The 12,574-nt window shown below is 64.4% G+C and carries 16 protein-coding genes; 10 read left to right on the forward strand and 6 right to left on the reverse strand.

The features are described 5' to 3' along the window. The first annotated feature begins 89 nt into the window (after positions 1–89). The 7 genes from RFM41_RS26765 (at position 90) to RFM41_RS26795 (ending at position 6,682) form a co-directional block, all read left to right on the forward strand. Positions 90–2,528, forward strand: a complete 2,439-nt coding sequence (locus RFM41_RS26765; protein WP_320252393.1) for a GcvT family protein — start codon at positions 90–92, stop codon at positions 2,526–2,528. 39 nt (positions 2,529–2,567) lie between these two features. Further along, entirely contained in the window at positions 2,568–3,677 is a 1,110-nt protein-coding gene (locus RFM41_RS26770) for a mandelate racemase/muconate lactonizing enzyme family protein (protein ID WP_320252392.1), read from the forward strand. A 117-nt stretch (positions 3,678–3,794) separates the two neighbouring features. Next, positions 3,795–4,118, forward strand: coding sequence for a DUF2934 domain-containing protein (locus RFM41_RS26775; RefSeq protein ID WP_320252391.1), 324 nt, complete (start codon positions 3,795–3,797; stop codon positions 4,116–4,118). A 126-nt stretch (positions 4,119–4,244) separates the two neighbouring features. After that, on the forward strand, positions 4,245–4,562 hold the full coding sequence (locus tag RFM41_RS26780) for an ArsR/SmtB family transcription factor (protein WP_320252390.1): 318 nt from the start codon (positions 4,245–4,247) through the stop codon (positions 4,560–4,562). Then, the gene (locus tag RFM41_RS26785; protein ID WP_320252389.1) at positions 4,559–5,044 is read left to right on the forward strand and encodes an SRPBCC family protein; all 486 of its coding nucleotides are present in this window, start codon (positions 4,559–4,561) and stop codon (positions 5,042–5,044) included. The genes RFM41_RS26780 and RFM41_RS26785 overlap by 4 nt, the downstream gene beginning before the upstream one ends. 59 nt (positions 5,045–5,103) lie before the next feature. Next, the gene (locus RFM41_RS26790) at positions 5,104–5,517 is read left to right on the forward strand and encodes an MAPEG family protein (protein WP_320252388.1); all 414 of its coding nucleotides are present in this window, start codon (positions 5,104–5,106) and stop codon (positions 5,515–5,517) included. Positions 5,518–5,734: 217 nt separating this feature from the next. Then, positions 5,735–6,682: a S1/P1 nuclease gene (locus RFM41_RS26795; protein ID WP_320252387.1), complete on the forward strand. Its 948-nt coding sequence runs from the start codon at positions 5,735–5,737 to the stop codon at positions 6,680–6,682. A 114-nt stretch (positions 6,683–6,796) separates the two neighbouring features. Here RFM41_RS26795 and RFM41_RS26800 read toward each other — a convergent pair whose 3' ends face one another. The 5 genes from RFM41_RS26800 to RFM41_RS26820 form a co-directional block, all read right to left on the reverse strand. Next, on the reverse strand, positions 6,797–7,018 hold the full coding sequence (locus RFM41_RS26800; protein WP_224669944.1) for a hypothetical protein: 222 nt from the start codon (positions 7,016–7,018) through the stop codon (positions 6,797–6,799). A gap of 164 nt (positions 7,019–7,182) precedes the next feature. Then, complete coding sequence (locus RFM41_RS26805) at positions 7,183–8,370, reverse strand: MFS transporter (protein WP_320252386.1); 1,188 nt, start codon at positions 8,368–8,370, stop codon at positions 7,183–7,185. Then, positions 8,371–8,784, reverse strand: coding sequence for an arsenate reductase (glutaredoxin) (gene arsC / locus RFM41_RS26810; protein ID WP_320252385.1), 414 nt, complete (start codon positions 8,782–8,784; stop codon positions 8,371–8,373). Continuing rightward, a complete protein-coding gene (locus RFM41_RS26815; protein WP_320252384.1) occupies positions 8,781–9,479 on the reverse strand; it encodes an MIP/aquaporin family protein in 699 nt (232 codons plus the stop codon). The genes arsC and RFM41_RS26815 overlap by 4 nt, the downstream gene beginning before the upstream one ends. A 49-nt stretch (positions 9,480–9,528) precedes the next feature. Continuing rightward, entirely contained in the window at positions 9,529–9,879 is a 351-nt protein-coding gene (locus RFM41_RS26820) for an ArsR/SmtB family transcription factor (RefSeq protein WP_320252383.1), read from the reverse strand. Positions 9,880–9,921: 42 nt separating this feature from the next. Between RFM41_RS26820 and RFM41_RS26825 the strand changes: the two genes are divergently transcribed. Both RFM41_RS26825 and RFM41_RS26830 read left to right on the forward strand, forming a co-directional pair. Then, complete coding sequence (locus tag RFM41_RS26825) at positions 9,922–10,449, forward strand: DUF6428 family protein (protein WP_320252382.1); 528 nt, start codon at positions 9,922–9,924, stop codon at positions 10,447–10,449. Positions 10,450–10,720: 271 nt separating this feature from the next. After that, the gene (locus RFM41_RS26830; RefSeq protein WP_320252381.1) at positions 10,721–11,188 is read left to right on the forward strand and encodes a methyltransferase family protein; all 468 of its coding nucleotides are present in this window, start codon (positions 10,721–10,723) and stop codon (positions 11,186–11,188) included. 3 nt (positions 11,189–11,191) lie between these two features. Here the strand turns inward: RFM41_RS26830 and RFM41_RS26835 are convergent, their stop codons facing one another. Then, on the reverse strand, positions 11,192–11,464 hold the full coding sequence (locus RFM41_RS26835) for a PilZ domain-containing protein (protein ID WP_320252380.1): 273 nt from the start codon (positions 11,462–11,464) through the stop codon (positions 11,192–11,194). A 215-nt stretch (positions 11,465–11,679) separates the two neighbouring features. Here RFM41_RS26835 and RFM41_RS26840 point away from each other — a divergent pair, with 215 nt between their 5' ends. After that, on the forward strand, positions 11,680–12,558 hold the full coding sequence (locus tag RFM41_RS26840; RefSeq protein ID WP_320252379.1) for an arginase family protein: 879 nt from the start codon (positions 11,680–11,682) through the stop codon (positions 12,556–12,558). Positions 12,559–12,574: the final 16 nt, after the last annotated feature.

A 12,574-nucleotide genomic window follows, 5' to 3' on the forward strand; every position in this document is an offset into this window, starting at 1 on the left:
ACCCCTAGTTTTTGAAGACGTTACACGGTCTTTCGCCGCCTGTAGCTTTCAGCGGCACTTTTGCTCTGAACAGTTGGATTGGTGGTTTGATGCAGACACATGCGCGGGTGGTGATCGTGGGCGGCGGCTGCGTCGGCGCGGGTATCCTTTATGGCTTGGCCAAGCGCGGTTGGACGGACGTGGCGCTGCTGGAGCGCACGCAGCTCACCGCCGGCTCGACCTGGCATGCGGCGGGGCTCATCCCCTCTTATGCCCGCAACATCAATGTCGGGCGGATGATCAACAAGACAATCGAGATCTATGAAGGTCTCGAGGCGGAGACCGGGCAGCCGGTCGGCTGGCACAAATGCGGCCAGCTGCGCATCGCCAATTCCAGGGACCGGCTCGACGAGTTCAAGAGCTATATGAGTGTCGCCGAGGTGCAAGGCATGCGGGCGCAGTTGCTGACGCCCGACGAAGCGCGAAAGCTCTGGCCGCTGCTCGACAACAAGGACATGCTCGGCGCGCTCTACCATCCCGACGACGGCCACATCGCGCCGGCCGACGTGACCCACGCCATGGCCAAGGGCGCCCGCGACCTCGGCGCCAAGGTCTATCTCAACACCGAGGTCACCGGGTTCAAGCGGACGCCGGGCGGCGAGTGGCTGGTCCAAACGAACCAGGGCGACATCACCTGCGAGCATGTGATTTGCGCCACCGGCAATTACGCGCGCCAGACCGGCGCGCTGCTCGGCCTCGACATCCCGGCGATCCCGATCCTGCACCAGTACTGGATCACCGAAGCCGTGCCGGAAGTGGTGGAGCGCAAGCGCGCGGGCCGGCCCGAAATGCCGATCCTGCGCGACGAGGGTTTCGAAGGGTATCTGCGCGAGGAAGGCGACGGGCTGATGTTCGGGCCTTACGAACGCACGGCGAATCTGAAGCTGTTTGCCGAGGACGGCGTTCCCTCCTGGTTCGGCGCCGACCTGCTCGAAGAGGATTTCGAGGCGGTGTCGTGGAACTGGGAGCAGGCGCTGCAACTGGTCCCGGCCTTGGGGCGCGTCGGCATCAAGGCCAATGTACGCGGTCCCTTCCAGATGACGGCGGACGAGCTGCCGCTGATGGGACCGGCCTGGGGCCTGCCCAATGTCTGGCTCGCCGAAGGCGTGCCCGGCGGCATCCTGTGGGGCGGCACGATCGGCTATTATTTGTCGGAGCGGATCGTCGAGGGCGGCAACAGCCTCGACACCTCCGACCTCGACCCGCGCCGCTTCGGCGACTACGCCAACAAGGCCTGGACGCGGGAGAAGGTGCGCGAGGCCTGGGGCACGCATGCCGAACAGAAATATCCCGGGCAGGACATGCCAGCCGCCCGGCCGCAAAAGACCGCGCCTTCCTATGACCGATTGACGGAGCTCGGCGCCGTCTGGGGCGTGCTCAATGGCTGGGAGATGCCCAACTGGTTCGCGCGCAGCGGAATCGAGGCGAAGGACCAGTATAGCTGGCGCTGGACGCCCAAGGGCAACCTCGTCGGCGAGGAGGTGCTGGCGGTGCGCAATGCCGTCGGCCTGGTCGAGATGACGCCGATGACCAAGTTCGAAGTGTCGGGAAAAGGCGCGGCCCAATGGCTGGACAGGATCATCGCCAACCGCCTGCCGGCGGTCGGCAAGGTGACGCTGGCGCATCACCTGACCCCCAGCGGCGGCGTGCAGGCGGAATATATGGTGGTCCGGCTTGCCGAAGACCTGTTCTACCTGATCTCGACGCCGCGCGCCGAGCGCTGGAACTTCGACGATCTGTCCAGACTGCTGCCCGCCGACGGCAGCGTATCCTTGAAGAATGTCACCAACGATCGCGGCTGTTTCACCGTCGTCGGACCCAAGGCGCGCGAGGTGCTGCAGCCGCTGACCGAGATCGACCTTTCCAACGAGAATTTTCCGTGGTTCGGCGTCAAGACCGGCAGCGTAGCCCTGGCCAGCGACGTGCGGCTGCTGCGCGTCAACTATGAGGGCGAGCTCGGCTGGGAGCTGTATCACCCCCTGCCCTACCAGCGGCAATTGCTCGACGCGATCCTTAAGGAGGGCGAGAAGCATGGCATGCGGCTGGTTGGCCTGCACGCGCTGGAGTCGCTCAGGCTCGAGAAATCCTATCGCGCCATGTATCGCGACATGAACCCGGAGCTCAACGCGCTGGAGAGCGGGCTGGAGCGCTTCATCCGTCTCGACAAGGGCGACTTCGTCGGGCGCGATGCGGTCAAGAAATACAAGGAGCGCAACGACCAGCGGCGCTCGGTGACGCTCAGGATCGACACCGACGGCGCCAGCACTTTGGCCAATGAAGGGCTTTACAGCAACGGCAAGCTGGTCGGGCGCATCACCTCGGGCGGCTATGGCTACGCGCTCGGGCATGACATCGCGCTAGCCCTGCTGCCTGAGCGTTTTGCCAGGCCCGGCACGAAGCTCGACGTGGCGATCCTCGGCGAATGGAAGATCGCCGAGGTGGTTCCGGATTCGCCTTACGATCCCACCTCGGCAAGGGCTCGGATGTAGCCGTCGACCGCCGAATGCATTCTTCGAGGGGAGCCGAGCATGCGCATCGATCGGATCAACGTCTATTCGGCGCAGCTGCCGGTCAAAGGCGGCGTCTACCGCATGGCCAGCGCCGATGTGGAAGCGCTGGACAGCACACTTGTCGAGATCGCAACGGATGACGGGTTCGTCGGCTGGGGCGAGACCTGCCCGATCGGCCCGGTCTACCAGCCTCATCATGCGCTCGGCGCCCGCGCCGCGATCGCCGAGATCGCGCCCGGGCTGATCGGTTCGGAGATCGCCTCGATCAGGCTGCTGTCGAGGCAGATGGACGAGCGCCTCAACGGCCACGGCTATGCCAAGGCCGCCTTCGATATGGCGTTCCTCGACCTGCTTGGCCAAAAACTCGGCGTGTCGGTCTCGACGCTTTTGGGCGGCGCGCTGACCGACCGCGTGCCGGCCTATTATTCGCTGATCGTCGGCGCGCCGGACGAGACGGCGAGGATAGCGGCAGACAAGGTGAAGGCCGGCTATCCGCGCCTACAGGTCAAGATCGGCGGGCGCGATCTCGAAGAAGACGTCGCCGTCATCCACAAGGTCTGGGAAGCGGTCGGCTACGGAGCGCGCATCGCGGTCGACGGCAATCGCGGTCTGACGGTCGCCGCCGCGATCCACCTCGACCGGCTCTGCCAAGCCATCCCCTTCGTCCTCGAGCAACCTTGCAACACGATGGACGAGATCGCGACGCTGAAGGGCCGCGTCACGCATCCGGTCTATCTCGACGAGAGCACCGAGGACCAGAACGCGGTGCTGAGGGCAATCTCGATGGGCATCGCCGACGGCTTCGGCTTCAAGGTCACGCGCCTTGGCGGCCTCACCAAGATGACGACGGTGCGCGACCTCTGCGCCATCCGCTCGCTACCGCATAGCTGCGACGATGCCTGGGGCGGCGACATCATCGCGGCGGCCTGCGTGCATCTGGCGGCAACCGTCGAGCCGCGCCGCATGGAAGGCGCCTGGATCGCCCAGGAATACATCAAGGGCCATTTCGACCAGAAGCACCCGGTCGTCATCAAGCAAGGCCACATCGCCGTGCCGCAACGGCCGGGCCTTGGCGTGAAACCGGAGCCCGGCATGTTCGGCAAGCCGGTGGCCATCTACGGGCCGTAACCCCACGCGCAAAACCTGCGCGGTGGTGGCCCGGATCTGTGCCGGCGATCACTTCGTGAACGGCCCGGATCGTTCCGCGCTGTCCCGCGTTCTTGTGACACGCAAGGAGGAACGGCGATGGACGACGATCGAACCGAGAAGATCAGGCAGCGTGCCTATGAGATCTTTCAACGCGAGGGCGGCATCCTCGGCAACCATGAACGGCATTGGCATCAGGCCGAACTGGAGATCGACCGCGAGGCGGCGCTGCCGCTGACGGCGGGCGATGCACTGCCCGAAACGCGCGAGATCGACAGCACGGATGTGCTGACGGTCGAGGCGCTGGCCATGCGCACCGGCATCTCGGGCGACGAGGCGCAGGAACTGCTCGACCGGCTGGGCAACGATCGCGCGGCGATTGAGCAGGCGGCGCGGAGCCTGAAGGCGAAGCGGCGCGGTTGACGCGCTGGCTGCGGTCCAGGATCAGAACGACAGGCATGCCCCAGGCGCATCTCTTTGCGCCTGCGCGCGGCATGCGCTCTCCATCCGGGTTGACAGGACAATCATCGCGCCCTAGCTTTCGCGTTAGTGGCCACTAACGCGAAATACTGGACGGCGCTCGGCGATCCGACACGGCGCACGATCTTCGAGCTGCTGGTCGACCGTCCCAGTTCGGTCAGCGGGCTGGCCAGTGCGTTGCCCGTGACCCGGCCGGCCGTCTCACAGCACTTGAAGGTGCTCAAGGATGCGGGGCTGGTGACCGACACGCGTTCGGGCAAGGAACGCATCTACCGCATAGATCCGGACGGCCTTGCGGCCTTGCGGGCGGAGATCGATCGGTTCTGGGTAAAATCGCTCGCGGCCTACGCACAGCTCGTCGAGCAACCGACGGAGGACGAAACATGATCAAGCAACCCGCCCCCGCTCCTGTAAGGCATTCCGTCGTCGTCTCGGCGCCGATCGCGCGCGCCTTCAAGGTGTTCACCGAGGATTTCGGCAACTTCAAGCCGCGCGAGCACAATCTGCTTGCCGTGCCGATCGCGGAAACGATCTTCGAGCCGCGGGTCGGCGGCCATGTCTATGACCGTGGCGTCGACGGCTCGGAGTGCCGCTTCGCCCGGGTACTTGCCTACGAGCCGCCGAACCGGCTGCTCTTAAGCTGGGACATCAACCCACGTTGGCAGATCGAAACCGATCTCGCCAGGACGAGCGAGTGGGAAGTCCGCTTCACGGCCGAGGCGGAAAACCGCACCCGCGTCGAAATCGAGCATCGCCATATCGAGCGCCACGGCCAGGGCTGGGAAAGCGTGCGTGGCGGGGCCGACAGCGATCAGGGCTGGCCGCTCTACCTGCAGCGGTACCAGCAGCTTTTTTCCCGGGCAACCTGATAGCAGCGCCCAGCACCGAGACCATTGCCCGCACGACAGCGATTGGAGGAACGAAGAAGATGGGAAGCTACTGGCTGAGCAGCCTCGGTGTTCTTGCGCTATGCCTCCTGTCGGTGGCGCTGGCGGTCTATTCCGGCTCGTCCAAGGGATTTGCGGGCAAGCTCTCGGGCCCGGTCATCCCGGCGGACGACGACAATCCGCTCTACCGGATCGATCGCGTCCACATGAATTCGGTCGAGGCGCTGGCCCCTTTCGTCGTACCCGCGATGCTGGCGATGATGGTCGGCGTCGGGCCGGTGACGCTTGCCGTGCTTGTCTGGGTTCATCTGGCGATACGCCTCACACATATGGCGATCTACCTGCGTGGCGGGAACGCCGCCAAGGGCGGCAACGTCAGGACGATCCTCTATGTCTCGGGCGCGGTGGTCACGCTTGTCCTCATCCTCGTGACGGGATGGGCGGCGCTTCGCTGAGCAGCGCCCGCTTTTCGCTCCGTCGGCGGAACCCTCGGCCCGACAATTCCCAGGTCGGTTTTTTGCGCGGCGCGGCAAATAGGGTTGCCGGCCTCAACGCCGACCACTTGCCGCATCCGCTTCAGACCAATCTCGCATCCGTGAGATTGTTCATGTCTGTGTCACAAGCTTTCATTGTACTTGCATGCCGAACTTCTGGTCTGGAGGAGACAGGGCGATGAACCTGAAAGCCGCGGTGGCATTTTGCCTGGCGACAACGGTGACGGGTGGGGCGATGTGCGGCCAGGCGTTGGCCTGGGGCCAGGAAGGCCATGCGGTGATCGCGGAGATCGCACAGCACAGGCTCAGCCAAAACGCCCATGACGTGATCGAGCAGCTTTTGCGTTCGCATCTGAAGCTGCAACCGCCCGCCACCGTCTCGCTGCCCTCGGTGGCAAGCTGGGCCGACGATTATCGCGCCGACCACAAGGAGACGTCGAACTGGCACTTCATCGACATTCCGCTGGCGTCAAAGCCCGGCGATGCGACCGCCAGCACAACCGCCTACGACCCCGCGCGCGACTGCAAGGACAATGAGAGTTTCGGCGTCTGCCTGATGCGGGCGCTTCCGGCGCAGGAGAAAATCCTGGCCGATCCGGCAAAGAGCGACGAGGAGCGCTGGCAGGCGCTGGCCTTTGTCATTCATCTGGTCGGCGATCTCTCGCAGCCGCTGCATTGCGTCGAGCGCCTGGACGGCAGCCAGGGCGACCAGGGCGGAAACACGCTGACGGTGAGTTTCAACGTCTACCGGCCGAAGCCGGACGGCTCGACCTATCGCGACCTCACCACCTTCCATGCGGTGTGGGATTCAAGCCTGATCCTGTTCAAATACTATGACTGGGGCAAGGTGGCGCTCGACCTCGAGAGCGACGTCATCCCCCATCTCCCTGCCATGCCTGCCGCAAACCAGACGCCGGAAAAATGGTTGGCCGAATGTCATGAGAAGGCGGAGGACGCTTATCGCGCGCTGCCGCAAGGGACGGTGATCAAGTCCGACAACCCGCACGCCGTGATCCTCGACCAGGCCTATTTCGACAAATTCTCACCGGTGGCGATCGAGCAGCTCGCGCTCGGCGGCCTGCATCTGGCCGCCGTGCTCAACGAGACGCTGGCGGTAGATAAATGAGCGAGCGCCACCGCCCTGGCCGGCGGTTCGCCGACGCTGCTTCCCGAAGACGGCTCAGGCGAAAAAAGCCCGCTCCGGCATGCCGGAGCGGGTGCAAATTCAAAGGCTGCAAGCTTACTTGCAGTCCTTCAGCATCTTCAGCGCCTTTTCGGCATTGGCCTGGGACGTGTAGGCCTTCGTCCCGGCATCGGTCAGTTTCTTGCCGTCCGGCTTCGTCGAAACCACCGAGCATTTCTTGGTGGTGGCGTCCTTCGCCACCCAATACTGCGTGGCCGCAAATGCCGGCATGCTGAAAAGCGCAACAACCGAAGCTGCAACCAAAACCTTGCGAATCATAGCGTTCTCCCAAGTTGAATTCGGCTCGGCCCATTCATCCGGAAGTGCCCATCACGCGGATAGCCGAGCCGAACCACTGGCGAGCCGTATCGCGATTTGACCGACGCGGGCAATTTACAAAAATGTAAAGTTCGGCAGGGCCGCAAGGGCGGCGTGCGACGAGGCTATCGGCGCACTGCCGAGATGAGACAGACGCAGAGACCAACATTGACTGTCGCCGCCAGTGCAAGCGTCGTCAGGACGAGATTGCCGCCGCCCATGCCAAGAAGAAGCGCGCCGATGGAAGGGGCAGCTGCCTGGATGATGAGGCTGGGCGTTGCGAGCTTGCCCATCAGCGCTGCGTATTGCTGCGGGTCGAACAACACCAGCGGCAGCGCGCCGCGCGCGATCGTGTGGATGCCGTTGCCCGCGCCGTAGAGGATCAAAGCGAGGGCAACGAAGGTCTGGCTCGCCAGGAGCAGCCAGATCCCGGCCGCGAGCAGCGATACGGATGTCAGCATCGTCCAGATTGGATGATGCCGGTTGCGGCCGATCAGCAGCTCGGCCACCCGCGCGCCAACCTGTGACGGGCCAACCAATGCGCCAAGGCCGACGGCGGCCGCCAGGCCCACGCCGCGCAACTGCAGCAGCGTCAGCAGGTGGACGGAGAGCATGGATGCGATCATCGCGGCCAATGTCTGGATCGAGGCCAGCAGAACGAAGCGTGCCCGCGCCCCGCCCGTGGCCGAGGCCTCCTTCGACCTGTCTTTCACCGGCGCGGGTGCCACGGGCGGAGGTGGTGGGATCACCCAAAGATGGAGCGGCAGACAGACCGCCAGATGGATCGCGGCATAGGCAAGGCAGGCGACGCGCCAGCCGCCATGCTCGACAAGGAGGGCGCTGAGCGGCCAGCAGACGGTGCTGGCAAAGCCGCCGAACAGCGTCAGGTTGGTGATGGCGCCGCGCGCGCCCTGACCATAAAGCCGCCCGAGCGTCGCGAAGCCGGCATCGTAGAGACCGCTCGACATGCCCAGGCCCATGAGCAGCCAGGCAATCAGGTAAAGGGGATAGGCGGTTGCCGTCGCCAGCAGCAAATGCGCCGCCGCCAACAGCAACGAGCTCGCGGCAAGCACGGGCCGGCCGCCGTGGAGCTGGATCAGCCGCCCGGTGACGGGAGACACCAGCCCGGCAAGCAGCAGCCCGCAGGACAATCCAGCAACGACCGAGGCGAGCGACCAGCCGGTATCCCTGGCAATCGGCGCGGCAAGGACAGCGGGCAGATAGTATGACGATCCCCAGGCAAGAATCTGCGTGATGCCGAGAGCCGAGACGAGGAGATGGCGGCTGCGGGCGAGCGGTGCCGTGGCTTCCAATCAGACTTGCCCCGGCTCGTAGGAGACCTTCTCGCCATCCTCCTTGACGAATTCGCGCACTGGATTGTCGAGCAGCGGCAGCACCGCTTCCGACGGCCGGCAGAGTTTTGTCCCTTTCGGCGTCTCGACGATCGGCCGGTTGATCAGGATCGGATGGACGAGCATGAAATCGATCAGCTCGCCGTCGCTCCATTTCGGGTCGGCGAGGCCGAGTTCGGCGTAAGGCGTCCCTTTCTCCCGCAACAACTCGCGCGGGGCGATGCCCATCGCCCCGATCAGTTCGAGCAGCCGCTCGCGGCTCGGCGGCGTCTTCAGATATTCGACCACAACCGGCTCCTCGCCGCTGGCGCGGATCATGGCAAGCGTGTTGCGCGAGGTTCCGCAAGCGGGATTGTGATAGATCGTGACCGTCATGGCTCTGCTTTCAGTGGCTGATACTGCTGAACGGTTTCGGGCTTAAGCAGCCAGCCCATCAGCGCGAGCGCGATCAAGGCGCCGAGCAGTTCGGCGACGATGAAGCCCGGCAGATCGACCGGCCTGATGCCGGAGAAGGTGTTGGTGAGCGAGCGCGCCATGGCGACGGCGGGATTGGCGAAAGAAGTGGACGCCGTGAACCAATAGGCAGCCGTGATATAGAGCCCGACCAGCCACGGCACGGCCCGCCGCTCGAAACGGAGACCGGCGAGAATGACGGCGACAAGGCCGAATGTCGCGACAACCTCCGAGAACCATTGCGCCGGCCCGGCACGCAGCTTCGTTGCGACCTCCAGCATTGGCTGGGCGAACATGAGGTGCGCCGCCATCGTGCCGGCAATGCCGCCGGCGACCTGCGCGGCGAGATAGGCGACAAGATCGCGGGCCGGCAGCGACCGGTTGATGCAGAACACCAGCGAGACGGCTGGGTTGAAATGCGCGCCGGAGATCGGCCCGAGGATGGTGATCAACACTACCAGCATCGCGCCGGTCGCAAGCGTGTTGCCAAGCAGCGCCAGCGCGGTGTCATGCGTCAGCGTCTCGGCCATGATGCCGGAGCCGACGACCGTCGCCACAAGCAAACCTGTGCCCAGGGCTTCGGCCGCGAACCGGCGCGAGAGATCGAAAGTGTTCATCGGTTGGCCTTGGGTTGGGCGACGAGGAGCTGGGCGGCGGGCACGTCGATCATTGCCGGGTCCCCTCGCCCGGCCGGCAGCAAGGTGCCGCAAGCGCCGGTGCGCAGATTTCCGGGCGGCCCGAGCAGCAATCCTCCATCAGGAAGCGGATCAGTCCGGATAGCGCGTCGTACTCGGCGCTGTAGACGATCGAGCGGGCATCACGCCTCGCGGTCACGAGGCCAGACCGTTCCAATTCCTTGAGATGGAAGCTGACATTGGAGGGCGAGACCTCGACTTGTTCGGCGAGCGAACCGGCGGCAATGCCTTCCGGTCCGGCAACGACCAACAGGCGCAACAGGCGCAGGCGCGTTTCCTGCGACAGCGCGCCAAAGGCGATCAGGGCTTGACGTTCATCCACGTTTCAATAATCCTTGAAATGTTGAAATGAGGAATAGCCGACATGCTCTCTTCTGACAATCACAAAATCGATGCCGCGCTCCCGATGGCCCCATCGGATCTGACCATCGGTGACCTTCTCGGCGCGCTGGCCGAACACGGGGACAAGCCGTTGGTGTTTGTTTATGACGGCCGGCCGGTGAAGCCGGGCTACCACGTGACAGAGGTCAAGGCGGGAGAGTTCTCGGCGCTCGATTGCGAGGCGAATCCCGAGTCCTGGTCGGAAATCTTCATTCAGTTGTGGGACGTGGACGAAGGCGGCCCGGTTCACATGCTGGCGGGGAAGTTCGCGGCGATCATACGCAAGGTGGCGGATCACGTGGCGCTCGACCAATCGGCCAAGCTGACCTTCGAGATCAGTGACGGCGTCCGCCCCATGGAATTGCACCGGGCGGCTCAGCCAAGCATCGTTGGCGGTGTCATCGAGGTCGAGCTGACACCACGGCCGGCAAGCTGCAAGCCGCGCGACCGCTGGCTGAAGGAACAGAAGGCGACAAGCCAGCCGTGCTGCGGAGCGAGCCGCTGCTGCTAGCGCTGGGCCGCCGGCCTGGAATCTGATCATGCCATTTGCCTCCAGCAGATACAGCCCCACGAGTACGATCGCGATCAGCGCCACCCAAACGGCTGTCCTGCTCGTGCGAGAATTCCCCGTTGATCGGCAGCGATGAACGCGCTGCGACTGCGTTCCCCATGTGCCGTGTCGCAAATCATCCCGGGCCGGATCAAATCCTGAATTGCTGAGTGGCGCGCGACCGTGCATAGTGGTTGCGATGGCGCCTGGTTGAGGACCGGCGAAATTGACCATGGACAACAAAGCGGACAATCCGGGGGTCGCGGTGTTCCCGCCGCCGCTCTTTCTCGTGGCGCTGATCGTGATGCTGGCGCTGCGCTATGTCCGGCCGCTGGCGATCGGCGGCCGTCCGCTCACCATTGTGCTCGGCATCGTGCTGGCAGCGCTTGCGATTGCCATCATCGCCTGGGGACGCTCGACCATGTTGCGCGGCGGCACCAATGTGAACCCGACTTTGCCGACCACCGCGATCATCACCAGCGGGCCGTTCGGCTTTACCCGCAATCCGCTCTATATCGGCCTGATGGGGCTGCTTCTCGGGATCGGCCTGCTGTTTGACACTTGGTGGGCCGTTATCGCCCTCATCGCGAGCTTCCCCATCTTGCACTATGGCGTGGTGCTGCGCGAGGAAGCCTATCTGGAGCGCAAGTTCAGCGAATCCTACCGCTCGTACAAGGCGAGCGTGCGCCGCTATCTTTGAGCGTCAGCCCTTCGGCGCGTTGCTGTAGAGCGCGACGCCGACGCGATCGTTGCGCCGCCACCGCACCAAAGCGCGATAGGCCATATCGTCGGCTGGAACCTCGAGCAGGAAGCGTTCCGGGAGGGCGACATCTGCACCGACGCGCAATTCCGCGCCCTGCTCATGCTGGTTCCTGACGGAGCAGCCGATCCGGACGCCGTTGGCAATGATCGTGGCTTCCTTGAGCACGAATTCGCGTACATGAAGACGGCGCTCGGTCTCGGGATATTCGGCCATGTCCGGCAGGCTCCTCAGGCGAGGCTCTCCTCGCCACGGGGCGGCACCATAGCAGCGAGGCGTTTCCGTTCCGTTAGCGATCGCTGAAACGGCAGAAGCCTTGATATCCTGGTTATGCCGTACGGCTCGAAGCTTGACATAGGCCGTCTGCGAACCTTCCCTAGGCCGCGATGCTCAACCGAAGCATGATGCCTGCGGACGTGTTGGAGCCGACGATGACGACCACCAACGGTAAGACACTGCGGCTGCATATGCCTCAGTGGCAGGGCGGCAACCTCGAGGAATACCATCTCAGCTCAAGGTTGCTGTCGTGGCTGCTTCCCTTAGCCCAAGGACCTGAGGAGACCGTCACCGTTCCCCCTCCCGGCGACGGTCCTGCTCTCGACATCGAAGACGGCATCCTGGCAAAGCAGGCCCTGCTCGCTCAGGCACGCGCGGCACGAGCCGCCGTGGAACGGCACCAGCCGGACAAGGTCCTGACCATCGGCGGCGACTGCCTGGTCGATCTAGCGCCCATCGCCTACCTCAACAAGCGTTATAGCGGGAATATCGGCGTGCTCTGGATCGATGCGCATCCGGACGTGCAGACGCCGGAGGAAACCCCTCACGGCCACGCGCAAGTGCTGGGCATGCTGCTCGGCGAAGGCGATCCGGATTTCGTCGCCGAAGTCGACGTTCCGCTCGATCCGGCCAGGGTGATGTATGCCGGACTGGACGAATGGTCGCCGGCCGAGAACGAATTTCTCGTCCGCATGGGCTTGCGCAGCGCCGGCTCCGGCGAGGTTGCCGAAAGTTCTTCCACGGTCCTGCAGTGGCTCGAACGGCAAGGCATCGAGCAGCTTGCCGTCCATTTCGATGTCGATGTCATCAGGCCGCAGAGCTTCCGGCCGATCCTGTTCAACAAGCCCGGGACCGGAACGGACTTTCTCAAAGGCGTTCCGCGCGGCCGGCTGGAACCGGAGCATGTCCTGCGGCTGCTCGATGATGTCGCTGGCGCCTGCAATATTGTCGGGCTCGCCATCACGGAATACATGTCCTGGGATGCCGTCCAGACGCAAAGGTTGCTGCGCCGGCTGCCGCTCGTCGGCAATTGAACGCGGGCGATCTTGC

The organism is Mesorhizobium vachelliae (assembly GCF_033977325.1).
Classification (GTDB): Bacteria; Pseudomonadota; Alphaproteobacteria; order Rhizobiales; family Rhizobiaceae; genus Mesorhizobium; species Mesorhizobium vachelliae.

Coding starts and splice junctions, on each gene's coding strand:
- RFM41_RS26765 (WP_320252393.1), top strand. CDS start 90: ATGCAGACACATGCGCGGGTGGTGATCGTGGGCGGCGGCTGCGTCGGC.
- RFM41_RS26770 (WP_320252392.1), top strand. CDS start 2,568: ATGCGCATCGATCGGATCAACGTCTATTCGGCGCAGCTGCCGGTCAAA.
- RFM41_RS26775 (WP_320252391.1), top strand. CDS start 3,795: ATGGACGACGATCGAACCGAGAAGATCAGGCAGCGTGCCTATGAGATC.
- RFM41_RS26785 (WP_320252389.1), top strand. CDS start 4,559: ATGATCAAGCAACCCGCCCCCGCTCCTGTAAGGCATTCCGTCGTCGTC.
- RFM41_RS26790 (WP_320252388.1), top strand. CDS start 5,104: ATGGGAAGCTACTGGCTGAGCAGCCTCGGTGTTCTTGCGCTATGCCTC.
- RFM41_RS26795 (WP_320252387.1), top strand. CDS start 5,735: ATGAACCTGAAAGCCGCGGTGGCATTTTGCCTGGCGACAACGGTGACG.
- RFM41_RS26800 (WP_224669944.1), bottom strand. CDS start 7,018: ATGATTCGCAAGGTTTTGGTTGCAGCTTCGGTTGTTGCGCTTTTCAGC.
- arsC (WP_320252385.1), bottom strand. CDS start 8,784: ATGACGGTCACGATCTATCACAATCCCGCTTGCGGAACCTCGCGCAAC.
- RFM41_RS26815 (WP_320252384.1), bottom strand. CDS start 9,479: ATGAACACTTTCGATCTCTCGCGCCGGTTCGCGGCCGAAGCCCTGGGC.
- RFM41_RS26825 (WP_320252382.1), top strand. CDS start 9,922: ATGCTCTCTTCTGACAATCACAAAATCGATGCCGCGCTCCCGATGGCC.
- RFM41_RS26830 (WP_320252381.1), top strand. CDS start 10,721: ATGGACAACAAAGCGGACAATCCGGGGGTCGCGGTGTTCCCGCCGCCG.
- RFM41_RS26835 (WP_320252380.1), bottom strand. CDS start 11,464: ATGGCCGAATATCCCGAGACCGAGCGCCGTCTTCATGTACGCGAATTC.
- RFM41_RS26840 (WP_320252379.1), top strand. CDS start 11,680: ATGACGACCACCAACGGTAAGACACTGCGGCTGCATATGCCTCAGTGG.